Consider the following 22,695-nt stretch of genomic DNA (forward strand, 5'->3'; position numbering starts at 1 on the left):
AACTTCTATTTGTTCATCATTATTTCGATATGCTTCAAATAGACGATGGTTTCCATTTATACAATAAGGTTTGTTGTTAGTTAAATATCGACTCTGAAGTACCATTACAGGATTTTTATGATTGGGTTTTATCCGATTTGGGTCTTTATTTATGTTACCTTGATAAACAGCATCAATTATGTGCGACGGAGCAAACTGTACCGGCTTAATACCTTCTTCTTGTATAAGTGAAGTAGCACCGTCAATGTCCAAAGCATATTCAAATACACCAGTTGGATACTCTGCATATAATGAAAATGTTTCCTTCCCGATCGGATGAATTACGGGGTAAGTTTCACTATTAAGAGATTGATTTAAAATTTCGGTCCATTTTTTGGCAACTTCAGCCCCATAAACAGATTTTTTCTCCATTTCTTGAATACGTAAAATAAAGTGATTATTGAGGCCAAAATATTGGGATTCTGTTTCATATATTTTAATTTTACTTTCCATCTAAAATTCCCCTTTAACTTCTTTTGAATTATCTTATTTCACGCCTGTTGATATTATCCAATAAAATACTATTTTGAAATAGCGAAAAGGCCGCTCATTCGCTGAAATGTTTGTACCCCTACAAACCCCCGAAACGAGGCGACCTCATGAAAAAGTCTGCCATGTTCCAGTCATTCCTTCAATCCATATTGTCCGCAGAAGAAGTCATGAAGACAGCCCAACTGGTAGGATATCATGAGACGGCTCGTAAATTTTTGATCTACACCCTGCTACAATACTGGACTCAAGGCTCATACTCAAGCACATTTTCTTGTGATAGATATTCGTACAAACCTTTCCAATCGTCAGGCTCAAACTGGCGGACTATAAGTTTTTTGGTTTCCATTGTTACCATATTTCACATCTCCTAATTTCGATTACTTGTATCTTTCTTATTCATAATAACTTTTTACACGCATCAAGGTACCTTCTTCTATCAGGCTCCGATGTGTGAATATCATGATATATGTAGTTGCCTTTGCTTCGAGCAGGCTTCCAAAAATTCAATCCATACAAGAATTTGTTAGTAGTCCAATTATTTGAACTATTTCTGCTTCTGCTACTTTTTCAGGTCCCTCCATAAAATATCCCTTCATTCCTACTTCTAATGTTTTTCTATGACGTGCTCTAGAAATAGGAAATAGAACCCACATCCTTGCTGTACCACTTCTGTTTACTTGTTTTGATTCGTCCATAATAAGATTTCCATACTCATCTTCAAATTCAGGGTGTATCACTCTTAAATCTATTGTATTATTCATAAAATCCGATTCGATAGCAAAATCACTTCGATATCCTTGATAAGGGAGATTTCGTCTTCCACCTTCTTCAGGTGTAAAGAAACGATACTTAACAAGAAAATCTGGAGGATGTTTTCTAAATGTTTCATAAGGAACCCACATACGTATATGTTCCTTTCTTTTCTTCTTTTATCATACGACCCCGCCTTAGATCACTCTTACCTTAGGCTAGATCGATTGTTGTCTGAGAGTCTCCCATGATTACACATCTGACAACCAAAGGGCGTTAGCCCTGCAGTGTAAATACAGTGTTATATGAAGTTAATGCCCTCTTGATAATTTCTAGATTCCGAAATATATCAATACATAGTCCTCATCTCGAACTCTAACCCCAAATTCTATAATTCTTATCAAAGATCAACTTTTCATATTTTCCCCGATTGCATGATTCATATGTCTTCTAGATTAACTATCAGGAATCTCTTTATAAATTCTCCATTGTTTTAATAATATTTTTATAACTACTCCTATGCTTGTTCCCAAAAACACAAATATGTAATTGTATCCAATAACAAAAATTCCAAGTATTCCTGCCCCTAAGTCATCTTCACTTAGTGGAAATAATTTGCCAGCAGCAAACATTGATAATACAGTGCATATTGGAGTAAATACCAATATCATCAATAGACTTAATAACTGTTTTGTTTTATATAGTATTACAATAGGAAATGAATAAAAAATAACCAGGATAACTCCAATAATTTCTAATTTTTCTTCAAAGATACGATCATTATAGTAAAATAAATAAAAAATGATTTCACCTACTACAGAGAGATATAAACTAAGTAAAAAAGTCAGCAATATTGCTTTTGGATATGTATTTATCATTCTATTGGTTTTGTTTTTCATTCCTTTCTAGTTGCATATGTTTCATCTAACATACATGTATCTATGAAACCTAACCACCTTAAAAATAGTGACTGGCCGCGGCCGGTCAGGTGGTGTAGGGTTGTCCGCTTGATTCATTTCCTCGAAAATCCTCGGTGCGGATCAAGAGGAGACAGCACTGCCTGCGTTAATGCGGTGTTATAGGAGGTCAGCAGCTTCTATGAATTATTATCACTATTTCTGATTATTTAAGGTTTAACATTTGATTATTATAGAAATTCATTGCAATTTCATGATTCCAAATCTGTGCTTCAACATAAGGTATCGTTCCTTTAGGAATCATTGACTCAAGGTTATTCATTATATCAGTTGTCATCATAGACTTTACCTCTGACAATATAAAAACCTGCCCATGATATTTAGCGTTGTAATATTCTTCAGGTTTATCCCTTCCCATCCAAAATGAAACCATACTATCTGGCAATGTAAAACTTACATCTTTTTCACTAAATATCGATAACGGAATCCGTAGAAAATTTACATTTAACCCTGTACTCGATGCGTAATTCTCTATCCAATCTGCAGTCCCTAATACAGAATAAAATGGATATTTATCTTTGGGTACTCCGCCCTTTTCTTTAAATCGGTTTCGCAACCAATTCTCCGCTTCTAATCGGTTTTCCCAATATTGAACTGGTTCTTTGAATCTTTCATAGATGGGCGTATCATCACATAGTTCTTCCATTACTTTCATAGCTTCTGTTATTGAAAGTGCAGACAGACTTCTAAATGGTACAGCATTGTAATAATGCGTAATGAATTCAAAAATCATCTATTGCTCCTCCATACTGCTTTTATTTGGTTTGTACTGATTTCCTATGACGTTCTTGTATCCACGAACCGGAGAGGATTAAGGAGCATAGCGCCAGCCAATCAGTCATTGGGAATATGCCGATATGCCTAGTTAACTTTTCCCGATAAGTCACGCGTATAAAAAAGGGCCGGTGGGTATCCGAACTCATTAACCATATGAATAAAAAAAATCAGTAAAACCGATAAGATGAAAAGGAATAGAGTTCTGTAAAATGGTTGTGTGAGAACTCAAAAACCAATTAAATTTAGAAGTCATAGAAAGGGACTATGATCAATTTTGATAAACCTATTCGCTCTAGATGATAGTTGACATTTAAGAGGGGGCGAAAGCCCCCTTTTTTACGGAACATTTCACATGTTAAGATCGTATACTTATAAACGAAGTAATTACAGAACATCGATTAAGAGCAAAAATAGCTCTGTTAACTAGATATATCGTAAAAAACCACGTTGGATATCGTATAATATTGCTTTGAGCAAACATATGGTATAGATAATTCCAATTAACCGCTTCCTGGTTGAGCTTCTATCCTTCTTGACCACTTTTATGCTGAAACTGCAAAAAGCTTGCTATTGTCGGATACTTATACAAATCCATAGTATTGATAGAATAGCCGGCATGCTGCAACTCTTCAGCTAGTATAATTAATTTTAACGAATGACCGCCCAATTCAAAAAAGTTATGATGCACGCTAATCTGCTGTATGCCCAGTATTTCGGTCCAGATCGCTGCAACTTTTTGTTCCTCTGGGGTTTGTGGAAGGATTAGTGTTTGCTGCCCGCGTAATTGTTGCCTATCGGGAACCGGTAGCCGGTCAGTGTCTACTTTTCCGTTAGTTTTTAACGGAATCCTCTCAATAATAATACAATCAGCTGGAATCATATAGTCCGGAAGCGATTTCCGTAAATGCAGTATCAGTTGGCTCTCCAGTTCATCAGTACAGATTTCAGGCACAATATAAGCACACAGCGACAACTCGTCAGAAGTATTTTTAATAGGAACGACCACTGCTTCAAGTACTTGATCATGTTTTAATAATGTATTCTCAATTTCACCCAATTCGATTCGGTATCCCCGCAGTTTTAACTGCCGATCCTTGCGTCCCATAAATTCGATAGTTCCATCTTCGCGCCAATAGGCTAAATCTCCTGTTCTGTACATGATTTGATCTGTTCGGCCAGGTATCCGCACATAGCGATCCGCCATCAGTTCCGGCTGATGCAGATAACCTCTGCCTACGCCGACACCACTAATACATAATTCCCCGGGTACACCAATAGGTTGAATCTGATCATCCACACCTAAAATCGACACATTGGTTCCCGAGATCGGCTTTCCGATGGAAATACTGGTGCTTTCAGCCGAGCGAATATCATAATATGTTGTTAATACCGTGCATTCCGTAGGTCCGTAGCCGTTGACTAACCGTAAATCCGGGTATAATTCTAATATACGATTGGTTAAAACGGACGATAACACTTCTCCCCCCGTCAACAGTTGGCCAATACCGGAAAAAATATCAGAGTGATGACTCGCGAGATGGTGAAAAAGCGCTGTTGTAATGAGCATTGAATTAACATGTTGTTCTCGAATCGTTTCTTTCAACCGTTTTGGCTCCAGCAGGGTAGCTTTATCAACAATAACCAGTGTGCCGCCGTTTAACAGGGTGCCCCATATTTCTAATGTCGACAAATCAAATACTATTGATGTTGCCTGCAACATTACCGTCTGGCAATCCATGGATAGATAATGAGGATCTTGTACCAGATTAAGAACATTTTGCTGTTCGATCAATACACCTTTTGGTTGGCCTGTAGTGCCAGATGTATACAGCAAATATGCCAGATCTTCCGCTTTTGTCGGCACATCGAGATTGACCATCGGAAGTTCCCGGCTCAGGCTTTCTGTTACGAGAAGCGTTGAAACCATGTGTCCTTGCGGAATATCATCCACATGCTGTACAAGCATAAACCGAGCCTGGCTATCTTCCAGAATAAAATGAATACGTTCATCCGGATATTCCATATCGATCGGCAGATAGGCGCTTCCTGCTTTCAATATTGCTAGGATAGATATGATATATTCGATGCCCTGGCCCATGCGCACTGCCACAAATTCATTATGCTGAATATTCCACTCTGTTCGCAGCATATTTGCAAGCCGGTTTGCTTGTTTATTCAGCTCATTATAAGTCAACTTCCTGCCGTTATGGACCAATGCAATTCGATCAGGCTGCAAGAACACCTGCTGCTCAAACTGTCTGGCAAGCGTTGTTGCCGGTCTGCTGTCGGGGATAACCGGATTGAAATCGTGCATAATCTTTTCCAGTTCAGTTTGCGAACAAATGGACAATTCACAAATCGCCCTATCCATGTTAAAAATGGTTGTTTGCAACAGTTCATTATAATGCACGGACAAGTTGCGAATCGTAGATTCTTTATACCGTTTGGGTGAATAATCAAACTTAATGTGCAGCCGATCATTCTGACGATTGAACAGTATGCGAATATAGGCCGGATCTGAAGCATCCTCTATCTCGCTGTGAAGCCCTTCCATTGCAGCCACCACATGGAGCTGCTTCATCCGATTCGGTGCCAACTGCTGGTGGGAATAGACTGCAGCCAGTTGTTCCCTGAGCTTTAGCACATATTCTTTAAAGCTGCAGGCCGGGTCGATAGCAAGATGGATCGGCAGAAGTTTGCCAGATTGCGCGGAGTTCCCTTGCATCGGCGAGCCGAGCAGTCGATCCCTTTCGCCAGTGTATTTATACAGACAAACGTTCAGCGTTGCCAGCAAAAAGCAATACCATAAAAAATCCGACTCTTTGCAATATTGACCCAATTGCTTAAATATAGCGTCCTCTGCGGTATAATCTACAGTTTCCATGGTCATATGCTCTGCCAAATCCATATTAGTATAGTCAGGTATTACCGTAGCAACTGGAAGTTCATCTGAATAATAGCTATGCCAAAATTGATGATGACTTGTTCTTTCCTTTTCGGATAAAAACATAATGCTTCCCCTCTCTGAGCGGCGTTAAAATGAAAATGTGTCGGTCAACAATGAATGCATATCTCCATTTTCGGCATTTTTACATTGCTCGCTGTACCGATTCATACTTGCTAGTGTTTGATCAAGACCATCCGACAGCAATGATTCCAGCAAAGCAACGTAATATTTTGCCATTTGCTCTACTGTATCCTGTCTGAACAGACAGGTGGAATACTCAAACGTGAAGCCCAGTGCATCCCCATCCTCCTGAGCGATCAGGAGAATATCAGCTATACTGGATTTTCGTTCATACGCATACGGCGTGATAACCAGCCCATCCACTTGCAGTTGCTGGATATCCATATTTTGCAAGGCAAACATCGTCTGGAACAACGGATTGCGGTTGGCCAAAGGTCGAACGTCCAGCTTCTCGATTAGCAATTCCAAAGGATAATCCTGATTACTGAATGCTTCAATGGTATGAGTTCGCACTTCCTTCAACAGTTCACGGACAGTTTTGCTGGCAGACGGTTGGCTGCGGAGCACAATCGTATTAACGAACATACCCAGCAACTGCTGGAATTCAACCTGATTGCGCCCAGCAACAGGAGTGCCGACCATAATATCTTCATCTCCTGAATAATGCTGCAGGAGTGTGAAATACACGGTCAGTAACAACATGTACAGTGTCGTATGGGTGTCGTCCGCCAGCCGTTTGAGTTGGAAGGTCTTTTCGTTGGACACCTGGAATCGAAACAATGCACCTTCATAGTTCTGTTCATCGGGTCTTGGATAATCCGTTGGCAGATGAAGAACCGGCAGCGATCCCTTCATTATGTCCAGCCAATACCGCTCCTGCTTGTGCCAAGCATCAGACTGCCGGAACGACTGCTGCCAGACCGCATAATCCTTATACTGGAATTCCAACGGCGGCAACGATTCTCCCCGAAATAAAGCCATAACCTCTTCCGTCAGCAATCCAAGTGAAAAACCGTCCGAAATGCTATGATGAATATCGAATATCAGCACATGCCGCTCGGAAGATATCGTCACAACACCTACACGGAATAGAGGCGCCTGTGTTAAATCAAAAGGACGGACAAATTGTCTTATCCGTTCTGGAAGTTGTTCTTCCGTCCCGCTTATCCATTCTAGCGGGACTTCCACTTGGTCATGAACTTTGAATACGATCTGTTCGCCTGCTCGCTGATGTGAAAGTCTAAGTGACTCATGCCGTTCCATTAGTTGCTGGACTGTCTTTTTCAAACGTTTCTTGTTGAGCGCTCCAGTAATCCAATTCACATCGGTTATATTGTTGCTCGTATCCGCGAACCGCCTCATTTTCTCTAGGACATAAAGACGGGTCTGCTGATATGAAGCTGGGTAGAATTCGCGCTGCTCCACAATTTGCGGTACCGGCAGGTCCTCTTTTTGCCGGAAACGCAGTTGATTGGCCAATCCACGGATCGTTGGCTGAGCAAAGATCTCATCCATGCCGACATCGACACCCAGCTCTTTGCGAAGCCTTGCTACGATCAGAACCGCTTTGAGCGAATGTCCACCAATCAGGAAGAAATTGTCTGTCACGCTGATCATCTTCAATTCTAGTATTTCACTCCAGATATCAGAAATGATCCGCTCTAGCTCATCCAGCGGCCATTCATGCGAAATGAAATCTGAATCTGAAGCAGTTGTGACCCTTTCAGGTGGTGGCAGCTCTTTAGTATTAATTTTATTGTTGGCAGACATGGGCATTTGCTTGAGCTGCACATACAGTTGAGGAACCATAAATTCGGGTAACAACTGTTGTAACTGTGTTCGCAAGTCCGATTCATTTAACAATGTAGTTGCAGTATAATAGGCGCAAATCTGCGTCTCCTTACCCTCCTGCTTGATAGGAATAACAACCGCTTCCTGAATTTGAGGCAAGCTTAAAATTTGCCGTTTGATCTCCTCCAACTCAATCCGGTAGCCTCTAATTTTGATCTGGTGATCTCTCCGCCCCAGGTATATAAGATTACCGTCGGCACGCCATTTGACCAAATCGCCGCTACGATACAGACGCTCCTGGTTAAGCCATGGTACCGTAAGGAATTTTTCATCAGTCAGGTCCTGCCGATTCACATAACCGGCCGTTAATCCGTCTCCGCCTATAAACAGCTCTCCGGCAACTCCGACGGGTACGGGCTGATTAAATGCATCCAGTACATAACAGGTTGTGCCGGTTATCGGTTTACCGATTGGAATACTTTTTTTCTCTTGATTGGTCACATCATAGGTCGTAGTATAAGTCGTACTTTCCGCTGGTCCATACCCGTTTTTGAGTCGGACATGCGGATGATGTTGCAACAGAATCTGCACATGTGAGGGGGACATCACTTCGCCACCCACAATAATGGTCTCCAGGTTATTAAAAATTTCAGGGTCTTCGTTTAACAAATGATTGAACAGGGCAGTAGTTGGAGTCATTATGTTGATGGAGTGCTGTAATAGAAACGGCTTCAATCGCGCTGTATCCAGGAACGTGTTTTTATCGGTTAAATACAAACATCCTCCATTAAGGAGAGGTGCCCATGTCTCAAACGTAAAGACATCAAATCCCAAAGCACAGGTTTGCAACAGCCGGGTGTTCTCGCTTAATTCCACATAATCGGTTTGTTTGACCAAACGTGAAATGCCAAGATGCTTGATCATAATTCCCTTAGGTCTGCCGGTCGTCCCTGAGGTGAAAATAATGATCGCCGTCTGGTCAGGTTCCCTAACCAATCCTAAATTGGCGGTGTTTGTACTGTACAATGATTCATCCAACAAATCCAGTATCTTCAAGCTGCCCGGAAGCGGATGCTCGGGTTCTCCCTGTACAAGCAGCCATTCCATACTGCTATCCTCCAGCATATTTAATATTCGCTGTGTCGGATAATCCGGCTCGATGGGCACATAAGCGGCTCCTGCTTTGATCACAGCAAGCATACCCACGATCATCTCGAGAGAACGCTCTGCCATTATGCCAACATTCGTTCCTTGCACCAAGCCACGGCTCCGCAAGCTGTGTGCAAGCCTATTGGCTTTATCATTTAGTTCCCGATATGTATACATCCTTCCATCATGAAATAAAGCGGTTCGTTCCGCGTGCAACTCTGTCTGTTCTTCAAAAATCCGATCAATTGTTAAAAGAGGATAATTGATGATATTGTCGTTGAACTGATGTAATATAAGCTGTTTCTCCACTTCATCCAACAGATCAAACTGATGCAGTTCCATACCTGGCATCGTAGTGACCAGTCTGGATAATCTGACAAAATGAGCAGCCATTCTGTTCATTGTATCCGGTGTGAACAAATCGGTGCTGTATTCCAGCTTGCCGGTAATCACATCATTATCTTCTGTCAATTCCAGCGTCAGGTCGAATTTGGAGCTGTCACTCTCCCATTCATAGCGTTGGAAGACAAGGTCGTTCATCTCCATTTCGTACTTGTCCATATTTTGCACAACAAGCATAGTATCAAAAATGGGATGTCTGCTTGATGAACGCGCAATATTCAGCCGCTCCACCAGCATATCAAGCGGATAGTCCTGATGATCGTAAGCAGATAACGTAGTTTGCTTGATTTGGGTCAACAATTCCAGGAAAGTCATGTTCCCTTGAGGACGTGTACGAAGTGCCAGCGTATTCACAAACATACCGATCACCGACTCCAATTCGGCGCTTCGGCGACCTGCAATCGGTGTGCCGATTACAATATCTGTCTGGGAAGTATAACGATGCAGCAGTAGCGAATAAATACTGAACAACACCATATACAGTGTTGCTCCTTCCTGTTGAGCTATCTGCCGTGCCGATTGGACAACATCCGCATTTAACTGAAAATGCACATAGTTACCGCGACCACTGCTGTATGACGGTCTGGCATAGTCAGTCTGCAAATCCAGCACCGGCAATTCGTCTGCAAACTGCTGCATCCAGTACTGCTCTTGTGCGCTCATTTTCTCACCGGAAAACAAATCGTTTTGCCACATTACATAATCCACATACTGCACTTCTACCGGAGAAAGCGGAATGCCGTTATAAAGACAGCCGATCTCTTTTATCATAATTTGAATGGATATGCCATCCGCAATGATATGGTGAATATCAAAAAATAAATAATAGACTGTGGGAGAAGTGCGGATCAACTTAAGCCTGAATAATGGAGCCTGATCCAGGGCAAATGGCTGTGCCAGCGATTTCAATACTTCCTCGAGCTGCTCTTCCTCCACCTCAAGCGTTTCCAGCGAAAACGGAACCGTAGCCAGTACGGTTTGCGAAATATCGTTGTTGTCTAGATCTGTCTCAAATATCGTCCGCATAGATTCATGCCGCTGGATAAGCTGCTGTACTGCCTGCTCAAATTTTTGGAGATCCAGTGTCCCCAGTATTTTGAAAACAGAAGATAGGTTATAGGCTACACTGTGCGGATTGAACTGCTGAACGACAAACAATCTCCTTTGAGCTGATGATGTTTCATAACAACCTATCGTTTCCATTGAATGAAACCCTCCTGATCATGAATTGCGGCAGGGATGGTCTGATTGATAACGCTTACCACTTCCTCCATATGGCTGTGTAGAAAAAAGTGATCCCCTTTAATCCATACGATTTCGCAGTTGTGAACGGTGTGCCGGTTCCATAACTGGATTTCTTCCCTGTTGATCTTATCGTTCAACCCGGCGAATACGGTTACCGGGCAATTTATCAAGGGCCGTGCCGGATCAAGACGATATGTCTCCAGTATACGGACATCGGCATTTAATATTTTTTTGAACTTTGCGGCCAACTCCGGACGGCGTTTAATCTCCGCTGGGATACGGCCATCCGGAAAAGACAATGGGGCCAGGAGCCTTTGCTTGAGACTGGACCAAGAAAATGTACGCTTCCGATCAGACAAAGGTGCAGGCCGACCGGATAGCAACAAATGGACAGGCGGCGGATACCCTTCCCGGAGCAGCAAATAATATAATTCATACGCTAACACTGCCCCCATGCTGTGCCCGTAAATGGCATAGGGTACTTCCTGTACTTGTGGTCCTATCTGTGTCACCGCGTCCTTTAACATATCGGCAATGCTGGCCGCATAAGGCTCGTCATAACGAGCGCCTCTGCCGGCAAGTTCAACCGGTCGGAGCTCGATATGTGGACTTAGCTGACCTTTCCACTGCCAGTATATTGTAGCCGAGGCGCCTGCATATGGGAGGCAAAATAAAATGGTTTTAACGGTCATCACCCCTTCTCGAATAACGGAATGCTTGGCTTGATTAAGGGAACTACCGTTTGTGTAGTCTGCTGCATAGCCACAATGCGCCCCCCATCCATTTTGATAATACGATCCGCTAGATGGAAATACTGATCATCATGCGTAATTGCTATAATACATTTGCCCCGATCCTTCATGTCCGGCAGCAGGGTATAATAAAAGAAACGGCGGTATTCCGGATCTTGATCCGCAGCCCATTCATCAAATAGACAGATTGGACGATCCTCCAAATACGCAATCAGCAAGGCCAGTCTTTTTTTCTGTCCGGTTGACAGTTTGGTTGTACTGAATGTGCCGTTATGAATAACGATCTTGTCCTGCAAATCCAGCAAGCGGAGATAGTGTTGCATTTCTGCTTCTTTAGCCTGCCAGTCGATGCCATACAAACGGTCGAACAGATGGAAATCGCCGAAGATCGCCGAGTAGTACTCACCTAACCCACATGAGGAAATCACGCCATCATTCAGTGTCACCTTGCCTGTATCTGGTGTGTACAATCCAGTAAGTAGCTTAGCTAAGGTTGACTTCCCACTGCCGTTACCTCCAGTAATAAAGGTGATGCTGCCACTGTCAAATGGGCAGTTGATGGGTCCGACCGCAAACCCGGTTGGCCCCGATGTGTTATTGCCCGTATAGCTATAGGTCACATCTTCCAGTTGCAATCGAATCGGAACCGTCTGGACGGCAACGTCAGCAGAAGGATGTTGAATTCTCTGTTCCACCTCCCGGATCATTTGTTTAATGCGATCCCAACTGACCTTGCTCTGCGCATACTGGGGAACGCTGTCCAGCAGTTGATTGACGGGACCGGTCATATACAAGAACACAAACACATAATTTCGTAGCATCGACGTATCCATCTGCTTAAAAAGCTCTGGAAATACAAATACTACACACCCGATCACCAGTATGAACAGCAGTTCTCCCAACACAAAAATGTCCGAATAACGCAGTTGATACACATTGCGCTTCTCTTTGTACGTTTCGCAACTGATCTGCATCTCTTCTCTGAATTCCCGGCGTTTGTCAGAATGAAGCGAAAGCTCCTTGAAGCCTTTCAGCAGATCATTGATAAACTTAAAAAAAACATTCTGGAGATCACGCGTTTCCTCCATTAAATGGTTCGCCCGGCTTCCTACATACATATACAATACAGCTAGCACAGCAATGATCACTATGGATAGCAGCAAGGCATACATGTTCATAATCCCAAGATATAGAAAACAGCATAACAAGGTAATCAGATTGGTCGCGCCCGATATCAGGATTCCCATGGAGCGACTGATGGCTTCGGTATCATTATTAAGCGTCGCTTCTACACGTCCTCGTTCAAAGCTGTCCATTTTGGAGAAGCTCGTTTGCAAAAACTTATCCACCAACTCCATCCGTTTGGCATAAATAATTTGATTGGTCAGCTTAACCAGCATAGCTCGGATGATTCGCTGTCCGAACACATACATCGCAATCGCCATCGCAAAATAAAACAGGAGCCCATTCATCAGATTATCCGTTCGGTTGAACGATTCATTGATAATAAAAATGACAAACGCATTCCCTAAACCACTGACCAAACCCAGAACGATTGGCGTCAGAAATGACTTCTCCGTGTTTTTTGGAAAAAACAGAGTCAGCAGCGAGTAAGCCATATACAAGGCTCCAGTAATCAGTAGCAGCCACACAGCGGTCATTACCGTCGATGGTAGCCATATTTCAATAAATCGCCAGGTCAGTTTATACATTAGAATATCGGGAGCCTTGTATATCATCCATGCGAACAGGCAGGCAGCAATTAGATGATATCCTAGCAACCTGTAGGGTTTGGCCCGATGAAAGGATGGTTTGCGTTTGCCGTTGCCAATGTCACGGAAGACCAGCACCAGATACACAAGTACCGCAGCTCCAATAATAGACAAGGCGATAATTAGGCCGACCGCCACAGAATCCGCTTTTTTGTAGGTATCGGAATGAATTAACGGAGGCTCTTCACCATGCAACTGGCTCAGGATGCCTTGTCCGATCCCTTGCGTATAATCGCTGTTCATATTAGCCATAATGACAACGCCAATGCCTTCTGCCGGACGCATGCCCACAAAGGAAGAAAATGTAGGGTTGTTACCCGAATGCGAAATCTCACCTTCTCCGATTTGGAAGATATCCCAGCCTACCGCATAGGATGCACCGTTGCTCTCAGGCGGAACCGTGCGATTCGGCAGATGAGATTGATCAATCAGTGAATATTCAAAAGATCCTGAATGTTCGATTCCCATCTGAATTTTAAGCCACAGAGCCATATCCTCGGCATTGCTGACTATATATCCGGCAGGAGCATTGCCCACGAATGGCGGCGGGCTGTATAATTGCGGCCTTGTATAGGCCATTTTATAACCGGAAGCCAATTCCGCGGAGGCTATCGGTTCCTGCACCGCAAAAGTATGCTTCATCCCCAGCGGCTCAAAGATATTATCTTTCATATACTCGGCATAGCTTTGCTCACTAGCCTGTTCAATGATTAATCCAAGCACATCGTAATTAATGGTCGCATACTCATACGTTTTGCCAGGCGCACGATTCAAGGGCTGGTTCTGCAATATGCGAACCGTCCTCTCCAATTCACCCGCTCCATAACCCTCCGGCAGATGGCCAATCGTATCAAACGGTATGCCGCTCGTATGATGCAGCAGTTGCTCTATCGTGATTACGGCCGGTTGATTATGATACACAGGTTGAAACCAGGGCAGATACTTGCTCACCGGATCATCCAGATGCAAGCGATTTTCCTTCGCCAGTTTTAACACTGCCAGGCCAGTAAACGCCTTGCTGTTTGAACCAATTTCAAACAGGGTGGACGGACTCATGGCAGTGCCGGCAGACACGTCCTTGAACCCGTAACCCCGCTGCAATATGATCTGATCTCCACTGACTATCGTGACAGACATGCCCGGAATTTCCGCATGTTCCATTTGCTCCCGTACCCATAATTCAATTTGCTCCAGATAGCGGGGCGTCATGTCCTCTGCTGCATTCGCATAGGACATGACCGGTGCAGACAGCGCCAGCCAGCACGCCAATATACATATCCACAGTACTCTCCAGCATTTATACGGGGAATTCAAGCTTAATCCCGCCCCCTCTAATCCATAAGTAGAGCATTTCTCTGTTTACGAGCGCTCAGTACGTAGCACTTCGGAAGCTTCACTTCCTGATCTTTTAAATGATCATACAGCGCTGAAATATCGTGATCGTACTCGTCAAAAGACTGAATCATCAGTCCATTGCTCAGTGTACAGCTCATAATGTGCGACAGGGTAGGATCGAATACATAATATGGCGCGCCTTCATAGGTCTCTTTGTTGATATAATCCAAGCCTTCGTTATATACGCGCGGTTCATCAATGAAATACGAGAACTTCATTTCCAGAGGATGTTCCTTATCATTCTCATCTAGCATGAACAGCACCGGATGAATATCGTAGATCAGTACATTCCCACCGTCTTTTAAAAGCCGCTGCACCATCTGGAAAAACAGCGATAAATCAGGAAACCAAATCAATGAGCCGGCTGAAATATAAATAAGATCAAATGTTCCGCTATACTGTTCCGGGATTTCGTACACATCGGTCTGCATAAATTCACATTCAATCCCAGCATCTATTGCCAGCTTACGAGCTTCATCGATCGCTAGATCACTAATATCAAATCCTATACAGGAGGCCGCCCCCAGATTTTTAAGGGATAACGTTTCCGTGCCGTCATTGCAGCAGAGATGAGCAACAGACTTGCCTTCAAGACCGTACGCCTTCAACTTGGCGGTTATCGTCTCATCCAGCACCGAATATCCTTTCTGGCGGAATAGCTTCTTTCGCTCCTCCTTTCCCTTATGATGGCGGGCAGCCACCTGATTCCATGAGCGCCGGTTGGCTTCGGTATAATCCTTGATTTCCACAGTGTCTAACTCCTTAGTATTTGAATTTTTAGCGTTTGGTTCGTTCACGCCGCTCTACCTTTTTGAAGCTTACAGATGCCGGATTTTCAAGGGTGGGCATGGTCTGCTTTTTCTGCAGAATCCATTGTGCCAGACTGCGGACAGTAGCCATTTCAAACAACTCGCGCAGGGTTGGAACATAACCGCAAGCAGCGCCTATTCTAGCGACAACTGCGGTCGCCTTGAGAGAATGACCGCCCAATTCAAAGAAATTATCATTAACGCTGATTTCATCCAGTTGCAGAACATCTTGCCAGATGGCCAGAACAAGTGCTTCTTCTTCATTTTGAGGCGGTATGATTTCCCGGATGCGTTCATCTGTATTTTGAATTTCAGATAAGCGTACCTTGTCTATTTTACCGGTAGAGGTCAACGGCATGTTGGCCACAAAAATAATCTCCTGCGGAACCATATAACCAGGGAGTCTGCTCCGAAGCCAAGCGGACAACTCCTGCCGGTTCGTCAAGGAAATTCCCGTCTGGAGCTTCTCCTCACCGGATTCCGGATGTGGAAAATGCTGCACCCATACACTCGGATCATAATAGATTCCATTTTTCTGTTCCAAGTCAATCATGACAGGCTGTAACGTGATTGGCGTGATATAACTGCCGCTTTTCGGAAACTCGATGCCGGTCCATAGCTGCCAATCTCTAATACTGCCTGTGATCGTCTGTGATTGTTCTGCAATGCTTAGAACTTGTCCGCCTGCCCGGATATGGGTTCGCAGCCAAGGATCTAACGGCAGGCCATCTGATCTGGTCAACGCACAGTACTCTGTAAATGACTGTTCGGGATAGTTCGTTTTGCCTGTTGGTCGAACAGGTACGATAATATGCTCCAACTGGTGAGCGTCAGCCACATATTTGAAAGCTTCCAGCAGCAGCCCGGCTAGTCCATCGCCCCGTTGCTGTTCATTTACCACCCCGGCCAATATCAGTAGCGTATTGGGAGAGGGATACGAACCGGCGGTTTCCACACTTTTCAGCAGACCCTCATCCCAGCCTTGCGGAAGATGCTCCGGTGAGCCGTCCCAATACATTGGAACGGTATTGCCGACAGCGGCAATCTCTCCATCTTCTTGTAGCAAGGCAAATTGATAATCGATGAAATTGGCAAACAGTTTTGGCCAGTGTTCCAGCATTACACTATCCCCGATAAAATAATCAGGCCATGACTGCCGATGCAGTGCATTCATCCCCGCGGCCAACTGCGGCATTTGCGCCAAATTAAACCATTTTAAACGTCGTGTATTGCTAAAGGGCTGATACTTGTTTGTAATTTCCACATAGGCGACCAAACCATCCATTCCTTTGTCATGGCGGTGGATAACGGCTGCGTTGGCGATATCACGGTGCTGCATAAGTACCGTTTCAACTTCCTCCAGCTCCACCCGGTTTCCTCTCACCTTCACCTGCTGGTCCAGCCGGCCGATGTAGCGAATGATGCCTTCTTCTGTATATTTGACGAGGTCGCCTGACTTGTATAGCTTCGAGTCAGTCGTATCAGAGAACGGATCGTTCACAAAACTGTCTGCCGTGCGTTCAGGATCATGTAAATAACCGCGTGCCAGTCCTGGTGAGCTGATGTATAGTTCACCCGGCACGCCTGCTGGCACAATATTCATCATTCGATCAAGCACATATACCATTACATTGCCCAGCGGCGAGCCAATCGGCACAATCTCTCCTTCAAATTCCAGCCTGCAATCAAATGTTGTTGCATCTACCGTGACTTCTGTCGGTCCATAATGATTGTACAATCCGCAATCGAATTCCTCCCGGAACAAATCGCGCAGCTTGCGTGTAAGCGGCGCTCCGCCACTAATCACAAACCGGAGTTCAGGCCATTGTGTAAATACCCCGTTTCTGCGGGCGTTGATGAATTCCTCCAGCATCAGCGGTACAAACTGCAAGAATGCAACTCGCTGCTCCTCCGCAAGCTTCCCTAGCGCAGCCGGATCTTTGGCTTCATCAGGATGTGGGATGAAAATGCGCGCTCCGCAGGTGAGCGGCCAAAATATCTCCAGCAACGAAGCATCAAATGAATACGAGGTGTGGAACAGCGCCGTATCATTAACCTGCAACGAATAATGCTGCGCCAGCCCGGCAAACAAATGCACGATGCCCTGATGCTCGATCTCAATTCCTTTGGGCTTCCCGGTTGTACCCGAGGTAAATAATACATAGGCCAGTGTGGAGCCGTCCGCCTCTATACCCGGATTAATGGTCGACTGTGCATGCAACTGAGCCTCCAACTTGTTGAAATCAAGCAAGGTTACCGGGTGTACAGATTGCACCAACCATGAACCGGTTCCCGTGATCAGTACAGAAATATCTGCGGCCTGTATGATCTCCAATTGCCGTGCTTCCGGGAGCTCCGGATGGATAGGCACATAAGCGGCGCCTGCTTTCCAAACGGCAAGCAGCGAAACAATCAAATCAGCCGAACGTTCAAACCTAACTCCGATTTTTTGCTCCCGCCGCACACCGGCAGTCAGCAGCAAATGCGCCAACTGATTCGCTTTTTCATTCATTTGTTTATACGTCATTGTCTGATTATGATCGAAGATGGCGATCTCGTTCGGTGTCAATTCCACCTGACGTTCAATCACTTGATGCACACAGGATTGGGATTCATAGCTGTGTGGCTTGCGATTACGTAGGTTGGCGATAATCGTTTCGGACTGTTTGTCCAGCCACTCATAGGCATAAAGCGAGCCGTCGGGCGAATCTATCACCTGTTGCGTTAGCAAGATAAACTGCTCGGCAATCCGCTCAGCCGTCGTTCTTTTAAACAGATCCGTATTATAGTTCAAATTAAGTTCAATCCCGTGACCCAGTTCATCAAAAGCAAAGGTCAAATCAAAACGAGAACTGGTTTCCATGAAATCATACACTCGCGGATTGTAGTCGAGCCCAACAAATTTCAGGTTTTTCAGTAAATTTTGTTTATTGTTTTGCAAGCCGTACATAACCGAAAACAGCTTAGAACGCGAAAGATCATTTTCCGTCTGGATTTGCTCAATGACGAAGTTACTCGGATATAGATGATTATCATAGGCCTCGATTGCCGTCTGCCTGCTCTGGGAAACCAATTCAGCAAACGTCATATTCGGTTCTATTCGGCATTCCAACAGAATCGCCGTGGCAAACAGCCCTAGCATTCGTTCTAGCTTCACATCGTCACGGTTCACAATAGGAGAACCGACTGCGAAATGATCCTGATTGCTCAAACGATGCATTTGTAAATTCAATACCGACAATAGGAACATATATAATGTAATCCCTTGCTGCTGACAGTAAGTGGCGATCCGCTTTTGCAAGTCCGGTTGAATCGTCTTCAGCACAGTGCCACCGTTGAACGTCACTATCGGAGGGCGTGGATAATCAGTCGGCAGGTCTAGTGCTGGCGGCACAACAGCGAATTTATCCAGCCAATACTGCCGTTTGGCTTCCAGGTATCCAGATTGAATTGAAGTGTTCATCCATTCGGCATAATCCGTATATTCAATCTCCAGCTCAGGCAACTGCGCAGTACGATGTTCTAATTGCGAATTATACAGTTCACTGAATTCGTCAATCAGATTCATGGACGATGTCTCATCCCAGATAATATGATGCGCTACGAACATCATCAGAAACTCTTTGTCCGCATATTCGATCAACTTGACCGAAAACAGCGGCCCTTGGGCAAAATCAAAACTTTGATTGTTATGCTGTTCCGCCATCCGGTAGACATCTTGCATAATTTCATCCGGCTCTATATGTGTTCGATTCTCATATACGCTGTCCAGTCGGAAGTCCTGCTCCGATTTCACAACTTGAACCGTTGCGCCTTCATGATTGGCAAAATGAGTACGAAGCACGGAATGCCGTTCAATCAGTCGCTGCCATGACCCACTCAAAAGCTGGAAGATTCATATCACCATAAAACATCAAATCAAAGCTTACATTATAAAACGGGTTGTCCGGCTCCAGTTCATGCAAATACCACTCCGGCAGTTGAACAGGAGCAAGCGCGTATGCGCTTTTGGCCGGAAAACGGCGCAACGGATTATTGTCCGCAGCCTCTCTCGTTGGAGAATGGCCAGTTGTTTTGGCCGCTTTTTCCTGATCAATGACTGCCGCCAGTTCATGCAATACCGGGGTCGTGAAAATTTGCTGGAGTGCCATACTGATACCAAACTGCTTCCGAATCCGGTTTACCAGTTTGACTGCACTGATGGAATGCCCCCCCAGATGAAAGAAATGATCCTGTGCATCCACTTGCTTTAATTCCAGGATCTCTGCCCATAAGAAGGAGAGTTCCCGCTCTGTCGGGGTAGACCATGTTGCCGGTTTGGATGGTGCGGATGCGATATACTCGTTCGCCCATGACTGCAATGTTTTGCGGTCAATTTTCTCGCTGGTCAGTAGCGGCATTTGCTCAATGCTGATTAACTGCGCTGGAACCATATAATAGGGCAGCTTCTCCTGCAAATAAGTCCGCAATTGTTCCGGCTCCAAACGCTCCTTGCTTGTATAAAAGGTAACCAGCATCGAATCGCCATTTCCTTGCTTTCTCGCAATCACCGCCGCTTCGTCTATCCCTGGATGACGGTTGATTACCGCCTCTACCTCACCAAGCTCAATACGGAAACCGCGTACCTTGACCTGATGATCGATCCGGCTGGAAAATTCCAGATTGCCATTCGGCAACCAACATCCCAAATCACCTGTCCGATAAACAATGCGCTCATGTTCGTGGTTGGCAAACGGATTGGCAATGAACTTGCTGCGGGTCAGCTCGTCATTATGCCAGTAACCGGCTCCAACGCCAATTCCGGAAATCCATATTTCACCCTTTACCCCTACCGGGACTGGCTTATGAAATTGGTCCACCACATACAGACGCATGTTAGGAAGTGGTTTGCCTACAGGAATGCGCTTATGTGTCAAGTCAGATTCATCCTGAACATCACTGCGCATCGTATACTGGGTTACATCATCCGAACATTCCGTAGGTCCATAGGCATTAATCAACGGTATATCCGGGAGCATGGTAAACCAGCTTTTGACCAGTTTGCCAGGCAGCTCTTCCCCGTTGGCAATCATCCAGCGCAAGGAGGGCAAGGAACGTTCGGAAGCAGGCATACTTTCCATCGTATCCAAGAAAGCAAACAGCAATGAAGGAACGGTCTCGATAACTGTAATCTGATGATTCTTTATATGCTGCAACAATAACGCTTGATCCCGCCCCGCCTCAAAGGAAACAATGGATGTCTGTCCGCCGACCATCAGCGCAACAAGCGATTGCCAGATAGAGACATCGAAACTGATCGAAGCATTTTGTGCTACAATATCGCGTTCACTCAGTTGCAGGCTATAAATTTTGGCGTACAGATGATTGATCATGCCATTATGGCGTACGAGTGCACCTTTGGGCGTACCGGTTGAACCGGAAGTGTAGATCATATAAGCAAGCCGTTCGGCTGAAGGATCGTCCTCCCCGTCAGTTACCGGGAAATCAGCCAGACACTCGCTGGTGATCAGCTCATGTTGCTGCGGCCATGATGGCCCTTCCCCTATCGGCATATCCACACACAGCACAGAAAGGCTTGCAACCGTATCCAGTCTGCTCACGCGTTCCAGCAGTTGATTCTGAGTAATCAGAAGCTGTGCAGCGCAGTCCTGTAAGATATAAGTTGCGCGTTCATCCGGCACATTCGGATCAATCGGCACATAGGCTGCACCACTCTTGAGAATTGCCAGCAGCGAGGTCAGCCAGTCAAGATTGCGCTCACACATAACAGCAACAAATTGCCCTGACTTTATACCGCGGCTGCGTAAAAAATGCGCCAAACGGTTCGCACGCTCATTTAATTCTCTATACGATAATTGCTCTCCGTCGTAAGAGGCCGCAATATGATTCGGCGTACGTACAACCTGCTGTTCAAACAGTATAGGAAATGGCGTATGTACCGGGAAATCAACAGACACCTGATTGAAATCTTCCATCACCTGTGTGCGCTCAGCCTCCGACAGCATATCCATTTCGCTAACAAGTATCGTTGGATTCTGGATGGCCTGCTGGACCAGTTGTAAAAAATTACAGCTTAACCGTTCCATTGAAGACGATTCAAACAGGTGGGTGGCATATTGAATATAGCCTTCGATCTGCCCTTCCTTTTGATAAAGCTCAAATATAAAATCAAATACGGAATAACGGATAGGTTGAAGCGAATGTTCAAATGACAAAAACAATCCTGGCGATATTTCGCGTACAGCTTTGCTGTCTGCATGCAGTGTATGCATTTCAAACACAACATCATATACGGGATGATGGCTATTATTGCGATCCGCCCCCAGATCATGGACGATCATATCGAACGGATATGCCTGATTTTCCTGAATATTTAGCACATTTTCTTTGATTCGTTTGACAAATACGCTGAAAGGCTCTTCTCCGTTTATCTGATTACGCACCGGTAGTGTATTGATGAAGCTGCCGATCATTCCGTTCAAATCGGGATGAAATCGGCCTGATAAAGAAGTCCCGACAATGATGTCCTGATTCCGTGTATATTTGGCGAGCAACACATTCATAATTCCTAATAAAAACATGTACAGACTCACATCCAACTGCTCACATGTTTTTTTGAGCGGCACAAACAATTCCTCGCCAATAACCAGCGGTACGGCCGCTCCGGTATAGGTTCGTTCCGCTGGACGTTGATAGTCCAGCGGGAAGTTCAGATCGAGCAGTTCCCCAGCCAAATAGTCAGCCCAGAATTGACGCTGGTCCGCCAATTCACCGCCCATCAGCATACCGGTTATGCCAATGAGCATAGTCGCTGTACTGAATATCAAGCTCTGGTAGTACAGGCGGAACCTGGGTAACATGCGCCTTGTAAATCACCATCAGTTCGGACAGTATAATGTCGATCGATAGACCATCGACGATGCTGTGATGAGCGACGATCATGCAGATATGTTTGTCCGCGGATAACTTATACAAGGTGAACCGAATCAACGGGGCCTGCTGCAAATCGAACGGTGTATTCAATTCCTCCTGTATTCTATGCTCCAGCCGCTCACGCGAATCATCAGCAGAAATATCATAGATCGCAACCGGAATTTGAATATCGTGAAAAACGAGCTGCAGCGGCGAGCCGTCCTGATCCCGATAACTGGTACGAAGGGCAGCATGCCGTTTCGCCAGATCCTGTACTGTCTGTTTAAACAGCCCCACCTCCAGTGGGCCGACCAGTGTAAATACAGTAGACACATGGGACATTGCGCGAGCTGATGGATCATTGGAAAAATCAAGCTTGTCCAGGAACCAAAATCGTTTTTGCGTATGTGATAATTCATATTGATTAGTTGTCGATTGTGTAGAAATATTCATCGCAAAACTTCC

Annotated in this window: 12 protein-coding genes; all 12 read right to left on the reverse strand. The window is 44.8% G+C overall.

Features of this window, described 5'->3' with window-relative positions; all coding sequences use genetic code 11:
• Positions 1-492 (reverse strand): hypothetical protein (locus BBG47_RS18530; RefSeq protein WP_083189438.1); only part of this gene is annotated, 492 nt, incomplete at its 3' end.
• A gap of 542 nt (positions 493-1,034) precedes the next feature.
• Positions 1,035-1,433, reverse strand: a complete 399-nt coding sequence (locus tag BBG47_RS18535; RefSeq protein WP_065292938.1) for a hypothetical protein — start codon at positions 1,431-1,433, stop codon at positions 1,035-1,037.
• 303 nt (positions 1,434-1,736) lie between these two features.
• Positions 1,737-2,180, reverse strand: coding sequence for a hypothetical protein (locus BBG47_RS18540; RefSeq protein ID WP_139070724.1), 444 nt, complete (start codon positions 2,178-2,180; stop codon positions 1,737-1,739).
• 223 nt (positions 2,181-2,403) lie between these two features.
• Positions 2,404-2,991, reverse strand: coding sequence for a hypothetical protein (locus BBG47_RS18545; protein WP_083189440.1), 588 nt, complete (start codon positions 2,989-2,991; stop codon positions 2,404-2,406).
• A 567-nt stretch (positions 2,992-3,558) separates the two neighbouring features.
• On the reverse strand, positions 3,559-6,045 hold the full coding sequence (locus BBG47_RS18550) for a non-ribosomal peptide synthetase (RefSeq protein ID WP_065292940.1): 2,487 nt from the start codon (positions 6,043-6,045) through the stop codon (positions 3,559-3,561).
• Between the two features lie 24 nt (positions 6,046-6,069).
• Positions 6,070-10,548 (reverse strand): non-ribosomal peptide synthetase, encoded by a 4,479-nt coding sequence (locus tag BBG47_RS18555; protein WP_065292941.1) that lies wholly within the window; start codon positions 10,546-10,548, stop codon positions 6,070-6,072.
• Positions 10,536-11,282 (reverse strand): thioesterase II family protein, encoded by a 747-nt coding sequence (locus tag BBG47_RS18560; protein WP_065292942.1) that lies wholly within the window; start codon positions 11,280-11,282, stop codon positions 10,536-10,538. The genes BBG47_RS18555 and BBG47_RS18560 overlap by 13 nt, the downstream gene beginning before the upstream one ends.
• Positions 11,282-14,428 (reverse strand): cyclic peptide export ABC transporter, encoded by a 3,147-nt coding sequence (locus tag BBG47_RS18565; protein WP_254659859.1) that lies wholly within the window; start codon positions 14,426-14,428, stop codon positions 11,282-11,284. The genes BBG47_RS18560 and BBG47_RS18565 overlap by 1 nt, the downstream gene beginning before the upstream one ends.
• Positions 14,429-14,445: 17 nt before the next feature.
• Positions 14,446-15,258: a class I SAM-dependent methyltransferase gene (locus BBG47_RS18570; RefSeq protein ID WP_021255787.1), complete on the reverse strand. Its 813-nt coding sequence runs from the start codon at positions 15,256-15,258 to the stop codon at positions 14,446-14,448.
• A gap of 28 nt (positions 15,259-15,286) precedes the next feature.
• Positions 15,287-19,201 carry a non-ribosomal peptide synthetase gene (locus tag BBG47_RS18575; RefSeq protein ID WP_065292943.1) on the reverse strand — a complete coding sequence of 1,305 codons (3,915 nt, stop codon included), beginning with the start codon at positions 19,199-19,201 and terminating at the stop codon, positions 15,287-15,289.
• On the reverse strand, positions 19,173-22,178 hold the full coding sequence (locus tag BBG47_RS18580; protein ID WP_083189443.1) for a non-ribosomal peptide synthetase: 3,006 nt from the start codon (positions 22,176-22,178) through the stop codon (positions 19,173-19,175). Before BBG47_RS18580 ends, BBG47_RS18575 begins: the two co-directional genes overlap by 29 nt.
• Positions 22,087-22,683 (reverse strand): condensation domain-containing protein, encoded by a 597-nt coding sequence (locus BBG47_RS18585; RefSeq protein ID WP_065292945.1) that lies wholly within the window; start codon positions 22,681-22,683, stop codon positions 22,087-22,089. Before BBG47_RS18585 ends, BBG47_RS18580 begins: the two co-directional genes overlap by 92 nt.
• Positions 22,684-22,695: the final 12 nt, after the last annotated feature.

This window comes from Paenibacillus sp. KS1 (genome assembly GCF_001680695.1).
In the GTDB taxonomy this organism is placed as follows: domain Bacteria; phylum Bacillota; class Bacilli; order Paenibacillales; family Paenibacillaceae; genus Paenibacillus_B; species Paenibacillus_B suaedae.